The sequence below is a fragment of the Azospirillum lipoferum genome (assembly GCF_024170005.1).
GTDB lineage: Bacteria > Pseudomonadota > Alphaproteobacteria > Azospirillales > Azospirillaceae > Azospirillum > Azospirillum lipoferum.
In genome coordinates this window covers 629,411-649,285 of sequence record NZ_JALJXJ010000001.1, presented here as the reverse complement: position 1 = coordinate 649,285, position 19,875 = coordinate 629,411, and the positions used below count along the sequence as shown (strand labels likewise).

Annotated in this window: 17 protein-coding genes; 7 read left to right on the top strand and 10 right to left on the bottom strand. The window is 67.2% G+C overall.

All coding sequences use genetic code 11. From position 1 onward, the window contains the following. The first annotated feature begins 207 nt into the window (after positions 1–207). Positions 208–456, top strand: coding sequence for a DUF2312 domain-containing protein (locus tag J2848_RS03125; RefSeq protein WP_012973951.1), 249 nt, complete (start codon positions 208–210; stop codon positions 454–456). Between the two features lie 51 nt (positions 457–507). On the opposite strand, the gene J2848_RS03120 is transcribed toward J2848_RS03125, so the two are convergent. Together J2848_RS03120 and phoU are read right to left on the bottom strand one after the other, a co-directional pair. After that, positions 508–2,760 (bottom strand): anthranilate synthase, encoded by a 2,253-nt coding sequence (locus J2848_RS03120; protein WP_149233643.1) that lies wholly within the window; start codon positions 2,758–2,760, stop codon positions 508–510. Positions 2,761–3,036: 276 nt separating this feature from the next. Continuing rightward, a complete protein-coding gene (gene phoU, locus J2848_RS03115; protein ID WP_149233644.1) occupies positions 3,037–3,756 on the bottom strand; it encodes a phosphate signaling complex protein PhoU in 720 nt (239 codons plus the stop codon). Positions 3,757–3,942: 186 nt separating this feature from the next. Here phoU and J2848_RS03110 point away from each other — a divergent pair, with 186 nt between their 5' ends. After that, positions 3,943–5,256 carry a pentapeptide repeat-containing protein gene (locus J2848_RS03110; RefSeq protein ID WP_149233645.1) on the top strand — a complete coding sequence of 438 codons (1,314 nt, stop codon included), beginning with the start codon at positions 3,943–3,945 and terminating at the stop codon, positions 5,254–5,256. 85 nt (positions 5,257–5,341) lie between these two features. Here J2848_RS03110 and J2848_RS03105 read toward each other — a convergent pair whose 3' ends face one another. After that, positions 5,342–5,857, bottom strand: a complete 516-nt coding sequence (locus J2848_RS03105) for a MarR family winged helix-turn-helix transcriptional regulator (protein WP_149233646.1) — start codon at positions 5,855–5,857, stop codon at positions 5,342–5,344. A gap of 537 nt (positions 5,858–6,394) precedes the next feature. Here J2848_RS03105 and aguB point away from each other — a divergent pair. Continuing rightward, positions 6,395–7,303, top strand: a complete 909-nt coding sequence (gene aguB / locus J2848_RS03100) for an N-carbamoylputrescine amidase (protein ID WP_149233647.1) — start codon at positions 6,395–6,397, stop codon at positions 7,301–7,303. 40 nt (positions 7,304–7,343) lie between these two features. On the opposite strand, the gene J2848_RS03095 is transcribed toward aguB, so the two are convergent. Both J2848_RS03095 and J2848_RS03090 read right to left on the bottom strand, forming a co-directional pair. After that, the gene (locus J2848_RS03095; RefSeq protein WP_149233648.1) at positions 7,344–7,937 is read right to left on the bottom strand and encodes a putative metalloprotease CJM1_0395 family protein; all 594 of its coding nucleotides are present in this window, start codon (positions 7,935–7,937) and stop codon (positions 7,344–7,346) included. 89 nt (positions 7,938–8,026) lie between these two features. Continuing rightward, complete coding sequence (locus J2848_RS03090) at positions 8,027–9,061, bottom strand: histone deacetylase family protein (RefSeq protein ID WP_149233649.1); 1,035 nt, start codon at positions 9,059–9,061, stop codon at positions 8,027–8,029. Positions 9,062–9,392: 331 nt separating this feature from the next. On the opposite strand from J2848_RS03090, the gene J2848_RS03085 reads away from it, so the two are divergent. The 3 genes from J2848_RS03085 (at position 9,393) to J2848_RS03075 (ending at position 13,620) form a co-directional block, all read left to right on the top strand. After that, positions 9,393–12,227, top strand: coding sequence for an SLBB domain-containing protein (locus tag J2848_RS03085; RefSeq protein WP_246194132.1), 2,835 nt, complete (start codon positions 9,393–9,395; stop codon positions 12,225–12,227). Further along, complete coding sequence (locus tag J2848_RS03080; protein ID WP_149233651.1) at positions 12,224–13,018, top strand: glycosyltransferase family protein; 795 nt, start codon at positions 12,224–12,226, stop codon at positions 13,016–13,018. The genes J2848_RS03085 and J2848_RS03080 overlap by 4 nt, the downstream gene beginning before the upstream one ends. 134 nt (positions 13,019–13,152) lie before the next feature. Then, on the top strand, positions 13,153–13,620 hold the full coding sequence (locus J2848_RS03075; RefSeq protein WP_149233652.1) for a helix-turn-helix domain-containing protein: 468 nt from the start codon (positions 13,153–13,155) through the stop codon (positions 13,618–13,620). On the opposite strand, the gene J2848_RS03070 is transcribed toward J2848_RS03075, so the two are convergent. The 5 genes from J2848_RS03070 to J2848_RS03050 are packed head-to-tail and all read right to left on the bottom strand — an operon-like array spanning position 13,530 to position 18,661. After that, on the bottom strand, positions 13,530–14,606 hold the full coding sequence (locus tag J2848_RS03070; RefSeq protein ID WP_149233653.1) for a glycosyltransferase family 2 protein: 1,077 nt from the start codon (positions 14,604–14,606) through the stop codon (positions 13,530–13,532). The genes J2848_RS03075 and J2848_RS03070 overlap by 91 nt on opposite strands. Then, positions 14,603–15,604 carry a GumC domain-containing protein gene (locus J2848_RS03065; RefSeq protein WP_149233654.1) on the bottom strand — a complete coding sequence of 334 codons (1,002 nt, stop codon included), beginning with the start codon at positions 15,602–15,604 and terminating at the stop codon, positions 14,603–14,605. The genes J2848_RS03070 and J2848_RS03065 overlap by 4 nt, the downstream gene beginning before the upstream one ends. Beyond that, a complete protein-coding gene (locus J2848_RS03060) occupies positions 15,597–16,853 on the bottom strand; it encodes a glycosyltransferase family 4 protein (RefSeq protein ID WP_170307168.1) in 1,257 nt (418 codons plus the stop codon). The genes J2848_RS03065 and J2848_RS03060 overlap by 8 nt, the downstream gene beginning before the upstream one ends. Before the next feature lie 43 nt (positions 16,854–16,896). Continuing rightward, positions 16,897–18,114, bottom strand: coding sequence for a hypothetical protein (locus J2848_RS03055; RefSeq protein WP_246194134.1), 1,218 nt, complete (start codon positions 18,112–18,114; stop codon positions 16,897–16,899). A gap of 31 nt (positions 18,115–18,145) precedes the next feature. After that, positions 18,146–18,661: a hypothetical protein gene (locus J2848_RS03050; RefSeq protein WP_149233656.1), complete on the bottom strand. Its 516-nt coding sequence runs from the start codon at positions 18,659–18,661 to the stop codon at positions 18,146–18,148. 368 nt (positions 18,662–19,029) lie between these two features. Here J2848_RS03050 and hutG point away from each other — a divergent pair, with 368 nt between their 5' ends. Beyond that, positions 19,030–19,854, top strand: a complete 825-nt coding sequence (gene hutG / locus J2848_RS03045) for an N-formylglutamate deformylase (protein WP_149233657.1) — start codon at positions 19,030–19,032, stop codon at positions 19,852–19,854. The last annotated feature ends 21 nt before the right edge of the window (positions 19,855–19,875 follow it).

The window sequence follows — 19,875 nt, the reverse complement described above, 5'->3', positions numbered from 1 at the left end:
GATTGTTTCATGCAACAAGACAAATCAGCCACGAGCTGTTCAAATCCTGGCGGCGGTCGAGCTTGTACAAAGGCATTGCCGCGACCGGATGACGCAGCCGGACCTCTGTCGTGCGCGCCAGCGGCACATCGTCGGCTTGCCATTCCCTCCGCCCGCCGATATTGTCCCGCCCCGTTCACGAACACCCCCATCGTTTGAGGTTTTGCCATGTCCGACGTCGGCGGCATCGCGGCGGATCGCCTGAAGTCCTTCGTCGAGCGCATCGAGCGTCTCGAAGAGGAAAAGCGCGGTCTGCAGGAAGACATCAAGGAGGTCTACGCCGAGGCGAAGGGCACCGGGTTCGATACCAAGATCATCCGGCAGATCATTCGCCTTCGGAAGATGGACAAGGCCGATCGCCAGGAGCAGGAAGCCATTCTGGAACTCTACAAGGAAGCGCTGGGCATGGTGGAGTAACGGGTTTCCCCGTCACTCCCCATCACTGGATTTACGAATGCGGCGGCCCCTTCAGGCCGCCGCTTCGCGTTCCGGTACGCTGCCGATGCGTCCGGCCAGCTTCTCCATGACGTTGGCGATCAGAGCCAGCCCAGTTCCTCCATTGGCCCCTCCATTGGCGCCACCACCGGCGTCACCGTCCAGCGTCAGAATCGATTCGGGATGGAACTGCACCGCGGCCAGCGGCAACGTCCGGTGTTCGATCGCCATCACTGTCCCGTCCTCCGTCTCCGCCGTCACCCGCAGGTCCGGCGGCAGGCTGTCGCGCCGAGCCACCAGCGAATGATAGCGGCCGGCCTGCATTCCCTCAGGCAACCCGTCGAACAGCCCGCTGCCCTGATGGCGCAGGGGAGAGGCCTTGCCGTGCATCGGCTCCGGCAAGCGGTCCAGCACCGCGCCGAAATGCTCGGCCATGCCCTGGAGCCCCAGGCAGACGCCGAACACCGACACGCCGAGGTCGAGGGCCGCCTGCACGCTGCCGCCGACGTCGAAGTCGGCCGGCCGCCCCGGTCCCGGGGACAGCACCAGCAGGTCGGGCGGATCGCTGCGCAGCACGGCGCGCGCATGGGTGTGGCGCAGGGTGATGACGGTGGCACCGGTTTGGCGGAAATAGTCGGCCAGCGTGTGGACGAAGCTGTCGTCATGGTCGATCAGCAGCACCCGCCTGCCCTCGCCGCTCTGCCGGGCGACACTCTGGACCACCGACAGCCGCGGACTGGCGCAGCGCACCGCGTCGAGGAAAGCCGACGCCTTCAGCCGGCATTCGGCATCCTCGGCATCCGGGTCGCTGTCGGCCAGAAGGGTGGCGCCGGCGCGGACAAAGGCGACACCGTCCTTCATGCGGATGGTGCGCAGGGTCAGCCCGGTGTCCATCCCGCCGTCAAAGCCGATGCGGCCGAAGGCCCCGCCGTACCAGCGGCGCGGCGACCGCTCGGTGTCCTCCAGGAACTGCATGGCCCAGCGCTTCGGCGCGCCGGTCACCGTCACCGCCCAGGTGTGGGTGAGGAAGGCGTCGAGCGCATCGAAGCCCTCGCGCAGCCGGCCTTCCACATGATCGACGGTGTGGATCAGGCGGGAGTAAAGTTCGATCATCCGCCGGCCGACCACGCGGACGGAGCCGGGCTCGCACACCCGCGCCTTGTCGTTGCGGTCGACATCGGTGCACATGGTCAGCTCCGCCGCGTCCTTGGCCGAGTTCAGCAGCGTCAGGATCTGCGTAGCGTCGGCCAGCGCATTGCTCCCGCGCGCCACGGTGCCGGAAATCGGGCAGGTCTCCACCCGCCCCTGACCGACGCGCACATACATTTCGGGACTGGCGGCAACCAGAAACTCACCGTCGCCGAGGTTGATCAGTGCCTCATAGGGGGCCGGGTTGGCGGCGCGCAGTCGGCGGAAAATGGTGGCGGGGCTGTCGGCGCAGGGCTCGGCGAAGGTCTGGCCGGGAACCACCTCGAACAGGTCGCCGCGGTTGAAGGCCTCCTTCGCCGCCCGCACCACCTGCTGGTACTCGCCGGGGGCATGGTCGCACTCGGCGGCGGCGTTGGTGTCGGAGCGATAGGCATGGCCACGCCCGCCACCGGCAACGCCCTCGGTAGAGACGTCGTCCACCATGAACTCGTACGTGAAGCGGCGCGCCACCCCGGCGGCATGGTCGACCACCAGCAGCCGGTCAGGCAGATACAGCAAAAGGTCGCGCTGGTCGTCCGGCCGTTCCAGCCGGCGGCGGATCGGTTCGAACTGGAAAGCGAGATCATAGCCGAAGGCGCCGTAGAGCCCCAGGAACGGCTCGTCCGGACAGGCGAACAGCGCCATCAGCGCCCGCAGCACGCTGAAGACGGAGGGCTGGCGGCTGCGCTCCTCCTCGGCGAAGATGCCGGCGGGGCGGCGCACCAGGGCGGTAACGCGGCCAGCGGTGATCTCCAGCCCGACGAGCGCCTCGTATCCGTCCAGCGCGGCGGCCACGGCGGGCAGCAGCAGCCGGCCACGCGGGTTCAGCGCATCGATGCGCACGGTACGGCCGCGCGCAGTCACCGACAGCGGCGGATCGACGAAGCCCAGTGCCTGCCGGCGGTACCGGCCGGGCGCCTCCACCCCGCCGGACAGCAGCAGGCCGCGCCGCTCGTCGAGTGCGGTGACCACTGCATCGACAGCCTCGGCCAGTCCCACCGGTTCGGCGGTGCGACACAGGCCAATGCCCCCGCCGGTCCTCGCGGCGAACGGTTCGAGGAAAGCGGGATCGGCAAGGAACAGATGGGACGGGATCATGGCGGAACTGCTCCGGTTCGGTCGTCTTGTCGGTGACGCCGCCCGGTGCTTCCGCCTGCCTGTCCATTCTTCCGCTGGGTGACCCGCTGCGTCGGGTCAGGAAAAAGGCCGCTCCGGATGCACCGGGCGGCCTTTCGTTCTCAATCCACGCTCATGCGCGTTGCCAGGCCGGCCCGTTGGAGACGGGCCACCACCAATGCTGCGACAGAAGGGGCGAGGACTTGGTCATGGCTGCAACCGCAACACAGGGTGGGGCGACCTGTCAAGGATTCCGTGTCACGCCCCGTCCCGCGGCGGGGCGACGGCGTAGCTGCTGAGATCCTCCTTGCGGCGCTCGTCCGACGGCAGGCGGCCCTTGACCAGGAAGCTGATGTTCTCCGCCACGTTGGTGACATGGTCGCCGATGCGCTCAATCGACTTGGCGGCGAACAGCAGATGGGTTCCACCGCTGATCTGCGCCGGCGTCTCCATCATGTAGGTCAGGAATTCCCGGAACAGCGCGGTATATGCGGCATCGACCTCGCCATCGCGATCACGGACGGAAGTGGCGAGGTCCGCATCCTGTTCGGTGTAGGCGCGCCGCATGTCGCCGATCATCGCCTGCACCATCCGCCCCATGCGAATCAACGAGGCCACCGGCGGCGCCGCCGGCAGGGTCGCCAGCGTGACCGCCCGCTTGGCGACCGATCCGGCAAAATCACCCATGCGCTCCAGGTTGGAGGCGATCTTCAGCGCCGCGACGATCTCGCGCAGGTCCTTCGCCATCGGCTGGCGCAGGGCCAGCAGGCGGACGGTCATCGCCTCCACCTCCGCTTCCAAGCGATCGATCTCGGCGTCGCCCTTCAGCACCTCGCCGGCGAGGTCGGCATCGGGACCGGCCAGCGAATCGAGCGCCAGCCCGACCTGCCGCTCCACCAACTCGCCCATCCGGTCAATGGCTGTGCGCAGGGCCGCCAACTCGGTGTCGAAAGCCGCAAGCGTATGTCCACCCGACATGATCCCAACTCCTTGTTGTCACTGGGCCGTGACTGGCAATTCGGCGCCCGGCGCCCCGCAGATGGGGCGTGACGCCACCCGCGCCAAGCTGCCCCGCACTGGAAGCCGCATTAACCTTTGGCATAGATTATTTCGGGACACTGGTCTATCGATGGACCACGCAACCATGCAGACCGGACAGGACCGATGACACCGCACGAGTTGGTTGCCGTGCTGGAAAAGCACGAGCGCTGGCTGAAGAACAAGTCGGGCGGTTCGCGCGCGAACCTGACCATGGCCAACATGGAAGGGTCGAACCTGTCCGGGGTCAATCTGGCACAGGGCAAGCTGTCCGGTGCCAACCTGTCCCATTGCGACCTGTCCAACGCCAATCTCAGCACCGCCGACCTGTTCGCCGCCCATCTGACAAAGGCGGATATGTCCGGCTGCAACCTGTACCGCGCCGACCTGCGCGGCGCCCACATGCGCGGCGCCAAGTTGAAGCGCGCCATCCTGAAGGAAGCCGACCTGCGCGGCGGCGCCCTGCTCTACGGCGGACAGGGGGGGAAGGGCGGCAAGGGGCTGGACTTCGTCCGCTCCGACCTGTCGGGAACGGATTTCGACGATGCGTCGCTGAACAACGCCAACCTGTCGGGCGCCGACCTGACCGACGTGTCGATGAACGGAGCCGATTGCGAAGGCGCGCTGCTGACCGGCGCCACGCTGATGCGCGCCAGCATGAAAAGCTGCAATCTCGCCCGCGCCGACCTGCGCGGCAGCAACCTGTCGGGCGTGAACCTGCAGGGGGCGGTATTGCGCGATGCCAACCTGACCGGCGCGATGCTGGCCGGGGCCAACCTACGCAACGCCGACCTGCAGGGGGCGAAGCTGGAGGGCGCCGATCTGGCCGGGGCCGACACCACCGGCGCCAATCTGGCACGGTCGGCCGACAATTTCTCGGTCCAGATCCAGCAGGCGCTGCACAGCCACTACACCTGGATCAACACCAACGGGACGATGGGCGCGCGGGCCGATTTGACCGGCGCCGATCTCAGCCACATCGATCTGACGGGAGTGAACCTGTCGGGCGCCAACCTGAAGCGGGCCAATCTCAGCGGCGCCAAGATGCGCGAGGCGCTGCTGATCATGTGCGACATCTCCGAAGCGGTGCTCGCCGAGGCGGATTTCAGCGGGGCGATCCTGGACGGCGCCAACCTGCGCGGCGCCAACATGGACGGGGTGCGGTTGGACGGGGCCGGCGTCGGCTGGGTCGATATAAAGGGACCGGACGGCCAACCGACCGGGCGGCTGTGGGCGGCGAACCTGACCGGCGCCCGACTGACCGGCAGTTCCTGCGTCCGTACCAATCTGCGGGGCGCCAACCTGTCCGACTGCGATTTCAGCAATGCCAATCTGACCGGCGCGATCCTGAGCGACGCCAACATCCGCGACGCCAAGTTCACCGGCGCCAACCTGACCGGCGCCAGCCTGCCCCCGCCGCCGGACCCGGATGACGACTGATCCGGATGGCTGATCCCAACCATCGCACACGCGATATGGCGTGGGCGGCATAGCGCTGCCCGCTTTGATTTACATTCCTACCCCACTAACCCTCTTCGCCGTCGCGGGCGGCGGCGCAGGCGGCGTTGAGATTGGCGCCGACGCGACGCAACACGTCCAGCGTCAGGTCCAGGTCCTCCGGCGCAATGCCTTCGATGGCGATCTGGGCGATCTCCGATGCGCTGGGCATCATCGTCTGACGCAGCGCTCGCCCCTTGTCGGTCAGGAAGACGTTCATCTTGCGACGGTCATGGCTGTTGCGCACGCGCTGCACCAGCCCCTGGCCTTCCATCACGTTGACGGCAGTGACGGTGGTCGGCTCCATCATACCAACGCGGTGGCTCAGTTCCCGCTGGGTCAGGCCGTCCTCCTCCCAAAGGGCGCGTAGAAAGAACCATTGGCCCATGTTGACACCGGAACGCGCGATGCGCGTCTGAAGTGCGCGGGCAAAAGCACGATTCACTTCCCGGACGACGAACGATAAAGCACCGTCGGCCGAACCGGCCGCGCCCTCCGACTCGCCGGGGCGTTCCGGCTCCCACCCCTTGACAGACGCCTCCATACCGACAATCTCTCTGCCGTCGTTCCCATGCCCACAACCAGCCCAGCCCACCGTTTGTAAGCGTCGAACGACCGCCTTTTGGGGCGACACCGCCGCATTGCATCCGCCGGGTTTATGCCTATCTGGTAACACCACCTTGACACGAAGGGGTATGGCTGCGTCATCCAATCATAACGTGTTGTGTGCAAAGCGCAAATCAATTGCGTGGCCGCCGGTCGCCGACATGCAATGATATGTCACCTCAGGATCGCCGAATCGGCTCACGCTGAAGCAGAAGACGCCTCTTCACTCGTCGCAAGGTCACCTTGTGCCACATCCATCTTTTTTAGCGCCCTCGGCATACGCCATATCCGCATATGATGAACGTTATGATGATTGCGGGTTGGATCGGTTTTATTTGGCAATTCGTACCGCACTTAACCGGAAAAATGATTATTTCGTTAAATTTCTTATAATTCCCTTCCGCCCTCTTGTCACCGCCGCGACCTTTGGTCACACAAATCCCGAACCGCCCTTTACAGGAGCCGTGAGCCCGCAATGACAGCCTCGCCGACCGTCCTTTCGTCTCGTACCGTCACCGTCGCCGCCACTCAGATGGCCTGCAGCTGGGACCGTGCCGCCAACGTCGATGGCGTCGAATCGCTGATTCGCGAGGCTGCGGCCATGGGCGCGCAGATCATCCTGCCGCAGGAACTGTTCGAGACCCCCTATTTCTGCAAGGACCAGAAGCAGTCGCTGTTCGAACTGGCCGCCCCGGCCGAGGGGCATCCGGTGATCGAACGTATGCAAGCCCTGGCGCGGGAGCTGTCGGTGGTCATCCCCGTCAGCTTCTTCGAGAAGGCGCGCAACGCCTATTACAACTCGATGGCCATGGTCGATGCGGACGGCAGCCTGCTAGGTATCTACCGCAAGTCCCACATCCCCGACGGACCCGGCTACCAGGAGAAGTTCTATTTCAGCCCAGGCGACACCGGTATCCCTGTGTTCAAGACCCGCTACGCCACGGTCGGCTGCGCCATCTGCTGGGACCAGTGGTTTCCGGAAACCGCCCGCGTCATGGCACTGAAAGGGGCGGAGATCCTGCTCTATCCCACCGCCATAGGATCGGAACCGCAGGACTCCACCATCGACAGCCAGGGCCATTGGACACGGGTGATGCAGGGCCACGCCGGTGCCAACCTGATGCCGCTGATCGCCTCCAACCGTGTCGGGGTGGAGCAGGGGGAAAGCTGCGCGCTGACCTTCTACGGCTCCTCCTTCATCGCCGGGCCTCAGGGGGAGATCGTGGCGCAGGCCGACCGCGAAAGCCGTACGGTCCTGACCGCCAGTTTCGACCTCGACCGCATTGCGGCCCAGCGCGCGTCCTGGGGCATCTTCCGCGACCGCCGGCCGGAACTGTACGGAGCCCTGCTGACGCTGGATGGCGAAACGACTCCGCATCGTTGACCTGATCGGGAGTGGACCGGCCAGAGCTGCCGCCGCGGCATCAGACTGTCAGTCCTCTCCCCCTTCCGGCATTGCCCCCGATACCGCCCCCAATACCGCCAAGGGCCTGTGCCGCGCCGTAGGCCGCCGCAGCACGTCCGGATGCGGTATCTCCGCCTTGCCGTCGCTGTTCCGATTGAGCTTGCAGCTTCGCCGCATTGGCCTGCGCGGCGACGCGCAAATCCTGCGGAGAAGGGTCAGCCGGAGCGAGGGCTGCGGCCTTCACCTGCTCCATCTTGGCGACGGTGGCCGCCGGCTCCGATTCGGGGCTGACGTCGATCGGCACCTCGCCGGCGGTGGCGTAGTTCTTGCCGTCCGGACCACGTGTGAAGGTGAAGGAGGCGCCGCCGGCATGGGCGCCGCCGGCAGCCTGATGCGCCGCTTCGTGCTGGCGGACGCTGGTGTCGGCCTGCTTTAGCTTCTGAACCTGCTGCTGGGCCGCATCGGACAGCGTCACGCTGTCGGTGGAGCCGCTTTTCCCATCCTGTGCACCGGCCGTGTCCTTCCCGTCCCGCCGCAGCGGCAGGCTGCGCGAGGTGGAATAGGACCCGATCGACAGACCGGAGATGGAAAGGTCAGCAGCCACCGCCTGCATCCTCAATCAGATGCCGAACTTCCCATCAATTTAGGATGATTCGGCCGCACCGGCAACGCTGCGGCCACGCTTATGCCCGACTCTTCGCCTCAGCCTTGCTCGAAGCCTGTCAGGACGTTCGCGACATTCACGCCGAGGTCGTCTACGGCATAGCCGCCTTCCATCACGAACAGCGTCGGCAAGCCGATGCCGGCGATGGCGGCACCCATGCGCAGAAAATCCTCCGACAGCAGGCGGAAGCGGGAGATCGGGTCGCCACCATAGGTGTCCGCCCCCAGCGACAGCACCAGCGCATCGGCACCGAAATCGCGGATGCGTTCCGCCGCGGCAGCCAGCGCCTGCGCGTAAATGCTCCAATCGGTTCCCCAGGGGAGCGTCAGGTTCAGATTCGCCCCCTCCCCAGCACCTGCCCCGGTCTCGTCGGCATGGCCGCAGAAATAGGGGAACTCGTCGGTCGGATCGGCATGGATCGAGACGAACAGTACGTCGCCGCGCTCCCAGAAAATTTCCTGGGTGCCGTTGCCGTGGTGATAGTCGACGTCGAGCACCGCCACCCGCCCCGCCCCGCCGTCCCGCAGGGACTGTGCCGCGATGGCCGCGTTGTTCAGGAAGCAATAGCCGCCATAGAAAGCGCGGCCGGCATGGTGGCCCGGTGGGCGGCACAACGCGAAGGCGCTGCGGTCGCCGGCCCGCAGGCGGGCGGCACCCGTCAGCGCGCTGTCTGCCGCGGCGGTGGCGGCCCGCCAAGTGCCGGCGGTGATTGGCGTGCCCGCATCGAAGGAATAGTAGCCGAGCCGCCCATCGATGGAGCGCGGCACCCGCCGCCGCGACATGCCCGGCGCCACCCAGTTCAGAGGCAGCGCGTCGATGTCGGCGCCATGCTCCACCACCCACTCGTCCCAGGCGGTCTGGAGGAAGCCGAGATAGCCGGTGTCATGCACGCGCTCCAGCGGGGTGATGCCATGACGGGTGGGCTCCATAATCGGCCCCAGCCCAATCGCCTCGATTCGCGCCCTGACGATGTCGGCGCGCGCCGGCTTTTCGTAGCAGGGGACGAGTTGACCATCGTTGAGTTCGGACCGCCCGGCCTGCAGCCTATGCTCTTCACTATGGATGACGATCACGCTGTTGGCTTCCTTAGATTGTTCAGCTGCGACTGCTTTACCGCCGAGCCGCGCGGGTGGACGGCAGGAAACCGCATCATAGCTTCGCCACGACGTCCGTGGATGCCGTGCTTTTGCATGGCGCCCCGGATGCTGACCATTGCCTTTCAACCTAACACACGCGATAGTGTTCATTGCCTGATACTCGCGCCGTGCGGGTGTTGGATGGGGTTTTTTGACACTGATGCTAGCTGCTACGTGCAGGATATTCGCCCGACTCGCGCCCGGGGCGGCGCTGATTCTGTGGGTGTGCGCCGTGTCGGCCGCCGGACCGACGCGGAGCGATCCGCCATTGCCCAGTCAGCCGGTGGTGTCCTCCGGCTCTGCCCTGGAAGCAGCATTCTCGGCCCGTGCCGGAGAACCGTTGCGTCAGTTCGGCTATGATCTGTTTGCCTCCACCACGGACGTGGCCCCAGCAACCGACGCCGCACCCGGCGCCATCCAGGGCGACTATGTGCTGAACACCGGCGACGCGGTGCTGGTGACCCTGCGCGGCCAGAAATCCTTCAGCAAACGCTTCATCGTCGACCGCAACGGCCAACTGGTGGTGGACGACCTGCGCCCGCTGACCGCGGCCGGCCTGACGCTGGATGCCTTGCGGCGGGATCTCGCCGCCACGGTCGCCGCCACGTGGCCCAGCACCGAAGCCTTCGCTTCGCTAGCGGAAGTGCGGCGGATCGGCGTGCTGGTCACCGGCGCCGTCCGCCGCCCTGGCCGGCAGGAGATCAGCGCCTTCGCCACGGTACTCGACGCGCTTTCGGCGGCCGGCGGCGTGGACCGCGGCGGCAGTCTGCGCGCCGTCAGGCTGATGCGGACCGGCGGCGCTGCAACGGTCGACCTCTACGCCCTCCAGATTGCTGGTGCCACCGGCAATGCCGATATCCCATTGCGCGATGGCGACCGCCTGTTCGTCCCGCCGCTGGGCGACACCGTCGCAGTCGCCGGACCGGTGAAGCGGCCGGGCATCTATGAGCTGCCGCCGGGTGGCGGCCCGCTCTCGGTGGCGGAACTGCGCGACCTGGCCGGTGGCGCGCTGCGGCCCGGCCGCAGCCGGCTTCTGCGGTTCGGCATCGGTCCGGCGGGCGAGGAAACGATGGAGGAGATCGCGGACGCTGGGGCCAAGCGGTTCGGCGATGGCGACCTGCTGCTGATTGCTCCGGAACGGGAAGACCGCCGGGGCGAGATCCGGCTGGAGGGGCATGTCCTTCGTCCCGGTCCGCGCGCGCTGGCACAGGTCAAATCCCTGTCGGGATTGCTTTCCCGCGCCGATCTGAGCCCGACGGCCTACTTGGCCTTCGCCATCCTGGAAAGCCCCACCGCCACCACGGAGGCGCGCCGCCTGCGGCCGGTCGATCCGTTGGCCGTCCTGAACGGGCGCGACCGCCGCCAGCTGGCTGAGGGCGACACGCTGCACGTCCTTGGAACCGCCGACGTCGATTTCCTGACGTCGGAGCCGGTGCTTGCCCTGTTGCGCGGCGAACGTCAACCGCCGCAGGACGCCTGTCCCGGCTTGGTCGCGCTCGCCCGCATCCTGGCGGCGGAGCCGGCCGGCCCGCTCGCCACCGGTCCGCAGGCGCGCGCCGCCGCCACGCTGACCGGGTCCCGCGCTCCCTGCCCGCCGCTGTTCACCACGGTGCCGGACCTGCTGCCGCTGGCACTGCGCCATTCGGTGCTGCGCCTGACCGGCGTGCCGCGTCCCGGTTTCTATCCCGTCGCCGATGGGGCTGAGAGCACCGATGCCACCTCCGGCGCCCGCGAGACCATCGTCGAGCCGGAGGCGCCCCACTACGAACTGATCGGCCATGTCCGCCGCCCTGGCACCCGTCGGCTGTCGGCCGGAACCACGCTGCGCCAAGCTCTGGCAGAGGGGAAGGCACTGAAGCGCGACGTCTATCCGCTGCTGGGCATCGTCGAACGCTATGACCGCCGGACCCTGACGCGCATCTATCTACCATTTTCTCCACAGGAGATCTCCGCCGGGCGTGCCGACCGCAGCCTGAGTGACGGCGACCGTATCCACCTGTTCGCCACCGAAGACATCCGCAACTTGGTGAAGCCCGACGAATCCGCAACGGAGAGCAAGGCGGAGAATGAAACGGAATCGTCGATGCTGGCGGCATTGCTCGATCCCACCATCGTCGCGGTCATCGGCGAGCGGACCGTCCAGGTGCGCGGCGCCGTGCGCGATCCCGGCGGCTATCCGGTCGCCGATCGCACGCCGCTGACGGCCCTGGTCGCTGCGGCGGGCGGCCTGTCTGCCGAAGCTGATCCGACAGTGGCGGAACTGACGACGGTGACCGGCACGCGCAGCAGAGTTGACCTGACCCGCGACGGCACTCGCGCAGTCGGGCCTGGCGACGCGCTGCGTATCAATCCTCGCCCGCAGGCGCTGGAGTCGCGCGCCGTCGCCATCGAGGGGGCGGTGCGCCGTCCCGGCCGCTACGACATCGGTCGTGGCGAGACGCTGTCCTCCCTGATCGCGCGGGCCGGTGGCCTGATCGACGATGCCTATCCCGCCGGGGCCGTGCTGACACGTGAAAGCGAACGCCGGCGGGAAAGGGAGCAGTTCCAGCGCCAGGCGCGCGAACTGGAACGCACGCTGGCGCTGGAGGTGGAGAAGGGCGAACCGGTGAAGGCGGAGAATGTCGCGCTGGCCCGCCAACTCGCCGCACAGCTCCGCGGCGCCGAGCCGCTCGGCCGCGTGGTGGTGGAGGCGGACCCGGCAATCCTACGCAGCCGGCCTGATCTCGACCCGCTGCTGGAACCCGACGACCGGATCCAGATTCCAAAGCGTCCGCTGACCGTCGCTGTTTCGGGCGAGGTCCTGCATCCGACCACCGCGCAGTTCGTCAGCGGCAAGACTGCCGAAGACTATATGAACGAGGCTGGCGGCCCGACTCGAGACGCCGATACAGGCCGCAGCTTCCTGGTTCTGCCGGACGGTCGGGCCCGGCCGTTGGCGCTGTCCTCCTGGAATCATCGGGTGGAGACGATCCCGCCGGGAACGATCCTGGTGGTGCCGCGCGATCCCCGCCCCTTCGATGGGCTCGACGCCACCAAGGCGATCGGCAACATCCTGAGCCAGCTGGCGATCACCGCGGCCTCGATTTCGGTGATCACGCGATGACGGCACCCGGCCGGTTCAGCCTCGCCATCCTGACCGTTGTCCGCGATGACCGCGCCGGACTGGCCGACACCTGCGACAGCCTGCGCGGGCAGCTCGGTCCCGACATCGTCTGGCTGGTCGCCGACGGCGCCTCGACCGACGGTACGGCAGACTGGCTGGCGGATCATGCCAATGTCCCGGTGTGGTGGCGCTCGGCCCGCGACTCGGGGCTGTACGATGCGATGAACGATGCGCTCGACGCCGCATTCAGGCTCGGCTGCAGCCACGTGCTGTTCCTGAATGCCGGCGACCGGCTGGCGGCGACGGACAGCGGGATACGGCTGCTGCACGCCATCGCCCGGCATCCCGACTGCGCCCTTCTCTATGGCGATGCGCTGGAAAGGCAGGGTGATGGACGTATCCTGCTGAAGCGCGCCCGATCCCACCGCTGGGCATCGCTTGGCATGTTCACCCACCATCAGGCGATGATCTACAGCCTTTCCGCCCTGACAGGGCTTCGGTTCGACTCCAGATACCGGATCGCGGCCGACTATGCCTTCACGTTGGCCGTGCTGAAGCGCGGACAGGCGGTGCGGCTGCACTGGCCGGTCTGCCAGTTCGCGCCCGGCGGCCTGTCGCAACGCGACCCGACTGCAGGCAGGCGCGAACAAGCGGCAATTCGGCGGCTGCATTTCCGTCATGGAGCGGCACAGGCAGCGATAATCACCGCGGTTCAACGAGTCGCGCTGGCACTACGCCAGCACTTCCCCGCAGCATACGCGAAATTACGTTTCCGATGCCCGGAAACTTAATGTCTTTCGCTTCTTCCCTTCCGCTTCCACCCAAACGGACCGTTGATACGCACAAATGGTTGCATAGAATTTACTTTCTGAACTAAGCATTCTTGCGGCGCCTTCCCTCCGGCTTTCCCTTCGAGGTACGACTTATGAGCGCGACCAAAACCAAACTCGCCCCCGCCCACACCCTGTCGCGCCGCGGCGAAGGTCCCAACCCCATCGACATCCATGTTGGAGCCCGCCTGCGGCTTCGCCGGACCCTGCTTGGCTTGAGCCAGGAGAAGCTGGGCGAAGCGGTTGGGATCACCTTTCAGCAGCTCCAGAAGTACGAGCGCGGGTCGAACCGCATCAGTGCCAGCCGCCTCTACAACCTCTCGCAGGTTCTCGGCGTGCCGGTCAGCTACTTCTTCGACGACATGCCGTCGTCCGACCAGATCGCCGCCGAAACTCCGGCCGAGACCATGAGCGAGACGGACGAGTTCGAATCGATGGCGCGCCGCGAGACGCTGGAACTGGTGCGCGCTTATTACCGGATCGAGGATCCGGGCGTGCGCAAGCGCACCTTCGACCTGCTGAAGGCGCTGGGCGGCGACCGGATCGCGCTGCTCGAAGAATAAGGGTCGCCGGCCGGACGGACGGACCGGACGGAGTCGGAAACAGTTCGGATTGACGGGACACGGGAAAACTCCCCCGGTGCCCTTGCAGCCGATCGCATCTTGAATCCGACCTGCCAGTAGTAGAACGCGCGCGCCAGCGCGTGATCCAGCCCTGCTGTGCCATCGAAGACGCCAAGGCGCAGCACATAGGCATGCAGGAATGCCCAGAGCGGCCGGCCCGGCAAGCGCTGGAAAAGCCGCTTCTGCGCCTGCCGGCCGAAGAAAGCACGGATGTGGGGAATGACACCGAAGCCACCATCCGGTTCTCCCTTGATCAGCCGCTCCATCCGGCCGTCGGCACGCAATGCCGCTTCCCAGTCGGAATAGCGGTTGTGACGGTCGAACCACGCCGATGGCGGTTTTGCATCCTCATGGTCCATCGGGTGGCGAAGCCGGCCGGTCGTGCCGGCAACCTGAGGCTGGTAATGCCCCTCCACCTCCCACATCGCGGCGACATCCAGGTCGGGCTGGTCGGGAAAGCGCACATGTCGGCGATGGAGCAAGGCCAGCTTGCGGTTCCAGCAGCCGAAGCGTAGCGGTCGGCCATGCACGACCGGACGGCCGTCGATCCAGTATGCGGCATGGGCAGGTCCATTCGACCCGGTCTCTGCCGTCAGCCGGGCGATCTCCTCGACCAATTCCACCGTCGGCCGCTCGTCCGCATCGACGAACAGAACCCAGTCATGGGCGAAGGGCAGTGCATCCAGACACCATTGTTTCTTCTTGGGGTAGCGGCCGTTCCAACGGAAAGGTATCAGCCGGGCACCATGGGACCGTGCGATGTCCGGCGATCCGTCGTCACTGCCGCTGTCGACCACAAAACACTCGGCGAATCGGGCGAGCGCCGGCAAGCAGCGCGGCAGGTTTGCCGCCTCGTTGCGCGTCATCACCACCACGGAGACGGGAATGACCGTCACGTCATGGGCAGTCACTTCGTGAGGGGTCATGGGACAGCCTCCATACCCGCCCCCCGCTCCCTCAGGGCATGGGACGCAGACAGACCGAATCCGGCAACGACCAGCCCGACCAACCCGGCCAACGGAACCAGCACAGCCGGGTTCGGCCAGTCCGGCAGGGCGCCGGCACTGGGCGGCTGGATCATGTCGGCAGCGAAAGGCAGATCGACGCCGATCATCATCGCCACCCGCTCCTGATCCAGCAGCAGGTCGCTCAATGCCTGCCGGTGTTCCGCCACCGTGACGGCTCCCAGGCGCAGCTTGATGTGGGCGATCTGTGCGGCGCTGCGCCGGGCGGCCTCCGCGCGCAGATGAGCGTCGGTAGCCGCGGCGATCCGGCCGAGCAGTTCGATCGCGGTTGCCCGATCGGCATGGCGGACGGTGATGCGCCGCATTGGACCAGACCGCAGCATGTCGATCACCAGCCGATCGCGCAGGGCACGCGCGACGCGGTCGCCGTCCGGCTCGACCCAATCCTCGCGCCCGACCAGAGCCAGCAGAGCCCGCTTCACGGTCGGCAACAGTCCCGGCGGCCGACGCCAGCGCCCGGCATCCGCATCCCAGTGCTCTGGGAACAGGGCGTGCAGGATGGCGGGATCGGTGGCCAGACGGTCTGCAACCGGTCCCGAACCGAACAGTTCCAGATAGCGGGCAAAGTCGGACAGTGATTCGTCCCCGGCGCCGGGTTCGGCAACGCCGGCGGAGTCGCGGCCGTTAAGCGTCGGCACCCGGGCCCCCATCGCGGCGGACCCCACCCGCGCCGTCGGCCCGATGACCATCGTCGCGGTATAGGCCGGCGTCACCAGCCACAAGGCCGCCACCGCCAGAACCAGCCCGCCCGACCACCCACCGAGCAGCCAGCGCCAACCCGTCCGCAAGGTGCGAACGAAGGAACGCAGGTCGCTCTCCCCGTCCACCGCGGGCAGGACCAGGGTCATGGCCTGCTGTTGAGGCCGGCTGTGCGGCTGGGCAATGGCGCCGTCAGGCATTGGGCAGCGGCCTCCCCCACAACGGCCGGACAGCACGGCGTGCCTCGACCAGACGTTCGGCCAGCCCGATGAAGGCCGCAGCAGCACAGTCGGCGTTCCAGGCCTGCGCCATTCTGACCGCGCGGTCGCCTTCCAGAGCGCAGCGGCCGGGATCGGCGGCATAGGCACGCACTGCGTCGGCGATGGCCGTGCCATCGAACGGGTCGATCACCACACCGCAGCCTTCCACCCGCACCGCCGCCTCGCTTCCCGTCGGCCCCAGGAACAGGCAGGGCCGGCCGGCCGCCTGCACACCCGCCAGCTTGCTCGGCACCAGCATTCCCTTCGCCGCCGGGGCCATCGCCACCAGATGCAGGTCGGCGGCTGACAGGCACTCGGCCAGCCGGTCGGCCGGCTGCCAGGGAAGCCGACGCAGGTTGCGCAAGCCGAGGCGGCGCGCCCCCTCCTCCACGGCGGCGAAGCCCCTGCCCTCGCCGACCAGAAGGAACAGCACGGCCGGGTCGCTGTCCTGCAGGCGGGCGGCGGCCGCCAGCACGCCATCCATCGGATGGGCGAGCCCCAGAGTTCCGGAATAGACCACCAGGAATCGGCCGTCGCCATCCTGGAGCCCAAGCGAGCGGCGAAAGCCGTTGTCGACTTTCGCCATGGGGCGGATCGCCGGATCCGGCCAGTTCGGCAACAGGCTGACCCGGTCCGCCGCCACGCCGGCCGCGACGATGCGTTCGCGCATGCAGCGCCCGATGGCGGCCACCCCATCATGCCGCCGCAATGCCCATGCCATGCCATAACCGGCACCCCGGCGGAGCAGGGCCGGCATCCGCACGCCCAGCACCGGAAGCAGGTCCGGGTAGAGATCCTGGCACCAGTGCAGCGACGCCGCTCCATGTCGCGCGGCCAGAATGGGACCGGCCAGTGCCAGCATCGGCGGATCGGTCATCGTCACGATAAGGTCCTGGCGCGGCAGTCGCAGGGAATGACCGGTCAGCCGCCGCAACGAATCGAGATAGGTTCGGGCATCGGGACGGTTCCCCTCGGCCAGCGTGTGGCCTGTGCGGACAAGGGTGATGCCGGCCGAAGCAGCACACTCTCCGGCCTCGGCATCGGACTGTTTCCCATCCGCCACCACCGTCACTCGCCAGCCGGCAGCCGCGATTCGTCCCGCCAAGTCGGACAGGCAACGGCCGGTAGCCCCACGGTCCGGCGGGAACACCCGGTTGACGAACAGGATGGACGGATGGTCGAGCGTCACGGGGCACCACGGCGTGAATTGCACGCGAAAGTATGATGAACCGTTAGGGCGTCGACAACCCTTTCCTGCACTCCACCGCCAAAAGCGTCAGCGACAGGATGACGCCGGTGTCGAGATACTTGAAGCTTGTGTGGAGGCAGAGCGCCATCAGCAGCGGCGGCACCACCGCCAGAGCCAGCGGCGGATCGGCCGCCAGCAGCCGGTACCAGGGCCTGACCAGCGCACCGAGATAGGCCGCCAGCGCAACCATGCCGAATACCCCTGTCTTCAGCAGGCTGTAGCTTGCCAGCGTGTGGGTATAGCTGACCCGCCAGCCGCCCACCGCCGGATTGGCGATCCGCGCACCCCAGCCGTCACCCAACAGCAGCGCCCAAGGCGTGACAACGGCATGGTCGATCACCGCCATTGCCTCCTCCCAGCGGGCGTTGACCCCGGTCAACCGGGTCTTCTCAGCCGCCTGCTGCCAGGCACCGACCAAGGCATCTCCACCAACAGCAATCAACAGCCCCAGACCGACCAGCAGCGGCAAGACCAGCCATGCCCGCTGCCGCGCCCACCACAGGGCAATCAACGTCAACGACAACAGCGCAAGCCCCAGCGCAGTGCGGTGGACCGCTCCTGCCAATGCGGCAAGGCAGAGCGCCCCGCCAACGGCAAAAGGCACCGCCGCCAGCCAATGGCGGAGTTGCCCGCCAACGGCGATCAGCGACAGCGCCACCGCCGGCAGGGCCACGGCGGCGAACAGCACCGACGGCGCATTGAGCAGATAGACGCCGCCATCCGCCATCGCCCGTTGTCCAATGGCACCGAATCCCCACTCCGCCTGCCGCCACCAGCGCAGAGCGAGCAGCAGACCGGCCATGGCCAACCCACCTGTCAGCGCGCGCACGGCGGTCTGCCCGGCACTGCACAGCGCCGGCACCAGAAGCACGGGGAGGAACAGGAACAACAGGGGCACAACGTCGCGCAGGATGTCGGCCGCCTCCCAGCCCAGCGCCGCTCCGCGCAGCAGCGGCGCCCACAGCAGCCAGGCGAACGCCGCGACGGCCATCGGCATCCACCCGATGCCGGACCGCGCCCGCAGGGCATGGCCACTAGCCACCGCCAATGGCCATTTCCAGCCTATCGACAGCAGGATCAGCATGCCGATGGACAGTTCCGCCCCGCGCAGGGCCGGCGGTGCCGGCACGCTGAGGCCGCCGTAGAGAAGCAGCGCCCCCGCCATCGCCATCGCGCCAACCCTGCCGGCCGCCGCCGTCACCTTCTTCCCCCACGGAAACCCGCCCTACGGCTCAGGCCCAGCGCAGTTCGGCACTGTCCAGCCGGTAGTACAGCCCTTCCTGCGGACGCAGCCGCAAGGTGCCGGCGAGAGTCAGCGGTTCCCGTGTGGCCGCCAGAGTGATGGCGGTGTGGACATGCATCATGGTCGCCGGCCCTGGGCTCTGGCAGGCGGGGCAGCCGATCGGGTTGGCGGACAGGATGAATCGATTGTGGGTGGCACCGTCGGTCAACGGCACCATGAAACCGCGGACCGTGACCGGCCGGCCGTCCATCGCCGAGACCTTCACCGGGAATTGCGGGTCGCCGGCAAGTCCGCCCATCCGCACGGTGCCCAGGTCGCGCCAGATCGCCGTGGTTTCGTCCAGCGGCAGATGGAAGGGGCCGGCGGGATGGCTCGGCGCCTCCGGCGTTCCGGCGGCCCAAACCGCCCAGCCGGCGATGGGGGCGAGCGCAAGCGGCAACAGAATCTGGCGCCGGGCAGGCATGCCCGTGCCAAGGGCTGCGCCAAGACGGGTGGCGGTGCTCATGGTCGCTTCTCCCCTGCTGCGTTGCTTCGTCACCGGGGCTGCGAAATCGGGGCGCCGTATGTTGTAGAGGTCTTTCGTCCGGTCGCCAGGGAATAGCATTGTCCGGTGCGGGGCGACGCCTTCTGGCGGGCAGTCGCCGATTGCGCGGAAGTCTCCGGCAAGCGCAGATCGAGGTCAACCGGCAATTCAGCGCAGTGCAGTAGGGAATGCGACGCGAAAGGACAGGCTTTCGTCCGCACGCCATTCCGACTCTTTCAAAAAAACGCAATCTGTTTGACGGGGTGCCGCAGCGCGCTTCATAGTCCCACCGCAGGCCTTGCCGCACTGCACACAGTCCGGTGCAAGCCGTTCCGATGACGAGACGAGCCATGGAAACCTTCCGCTTCCAGCCGGGCGAAACCCCGGTTCTGCTCAGCATTCCGCATGTCGGGACCATGATTCCGCCGGACATCGCCGCGACGATGACACCGGCGGGGCTGGCGCAGCCCGACGTCGATCGGCATCTGGACCGGTTGTACCACTTCGCGCCGGCACTCGGAATCGGTTTTCTGACACCGCTCTATTCACGCTACGTGATCGACCTGAACCGCGATCCCGATGGCGTCGTGCCGCAGCCGGGGCTGGACCCCACCGAAATCTGTCCGCTGACCACCTTCGACCGCACACCGATCTACCAGCCCGGACAGGAGCCCGACCGTGCCGAGATCGACCGGCGGGTCGGCGCCTATTGGCGTCCCTACCATGAACAGCTTCGCAGCGAGCTGCACGCTCTGCGCGACCGTTACGGTGTCGCAATCCTGTTCGACGCCCATTCGGTGCGCAGCAGCGTTCCCCGCTTCTTCGACGGCACCCTGCCCGACTTCAATCTCGGCACCGGCGATGGCAGCAGCGCCGCCCAACCGCTGGTCGTGCGGCTGATGAATGTCCTTTCGGCATCGGAACGCTATTCCGCGGCACTGAACGGCCGCCTGCGCGGCGGCTTCATCATCCGCAGCTATGGCCAGCCGGAAGAGAACATCCACGCCATCCAGCTGGAACTGACCCAGTCCACCTATATGGACGAGGACGCCCCCTATCACTTTCACTCCGCCCTGGCGGCGGAGGTGAAGCCGTCGCTGGAACGGTTGCTGAGCGTGGTGATCGAATGGGCTTGGCAGAAGGCCAGCGGGCAGCGGCGGGCCGCATTCCTGTAACGCCCCACCGCTTTACGGCAG

What these genes read in the sequence shown, in the direction of transcription:
- J2848_RS03110 (WP_149233645.1), top strand. Translation starts at nt 3,943, where the DNA reads ATGACACCGCACGAGTTGGTTGCCGTGCTGGAAAAGCACGAGCGCTGG.
- J2848_RS03120 (WP_149233643.1), bottom strand. Translation starts at nt 2,760, where the DNA reads ATGATCCCGTCCCATCTGTTCCTTGCCGATCCCGCTTTCCTCGAACCG.
- phoU (WP_149233644.1), bottom strand. Translation starts at nt 3,756, where the DNA reads ATGTCGGGTGGACATACGCTTGCGGCTTTCGACACCGAGTTGGCGGCC.
- J2848_RS03125 (WP_012973951.1), top strand. Translation starts at nt 208, where the DNA reads ATGTCCGACGTCGGCGGCATCGCGGCGGATCGCCTGAAGTCCTTCGTC.
- J2848_RS03095 (WP_149233648.1), bottom strand. Translation starts at nt 7,937, where the DNA reads ATGCAGGCGGTGGCTGCTGACCTTTCCATCTCCGGTCTGTCGATCGGG.
- hutG (WP_149233657.1), top strand. Translation starts at nt 19,030, where the DNA reads ATGGAAACCTTCCGCTTCCAGCCGGGCGAAACCCCGGTTCTGCTCAGC.
- J2848_RS03075 (WP_149233652.1), top strand. Translation starts at nt 13,153, where the DNA reads ATGAGCGCGACCAAAACCAAACTCGCCCCCGCCCACACCCTGTCGCGC.
- J2848_RS03065 (WP_149233654.1), bottom strand. Translation starts at nt 15,604, where the DNA reads ATGCCTGACGGCGCCATTGCCCAGCCGCACAGCCGGCCTCAACAGCAG.
- J2848_RS03070 (WP_149233653.1), bottom strand. Translation starts at nt 14,606, where the DNA reads ATGACCCCTCACGAAGTGACTGCCCATGACGTGACGGTCATTCCCGTC.
- J2848_RS03105 (WP_149233646.1), bottom strand. Translation starts at nt 5,857, where the DNA reads ATGGAGGCGTCTGTCAAGGGGTGGGAGCCGGAACGCCCCGGCGAGTCG.
- J2848_RS03080 (WP_149233651.1), top strand. Translation starts at nt 12,224, where the DNA reads ATGACGGCACCCGGCCGGTTCAGCCTCGCCATCCTGACCGTTGTCCGC.
- aguB (WP_149233647.1), top strand. Translation starts at nt 6,395, where the DNA reads ATGACAGCCTCGCCGACCGTCCTTTCGTCTCGTACCGTCACCGTCGCC.
- J2848_RS03050 (WP_149233656.1), bottom strand. Translation starts at nt 18,661, where the DNA reads ATGAGCACCGCCACCCGTCTTGGCGCAGCCCTTGGCACGGGCATGCCT.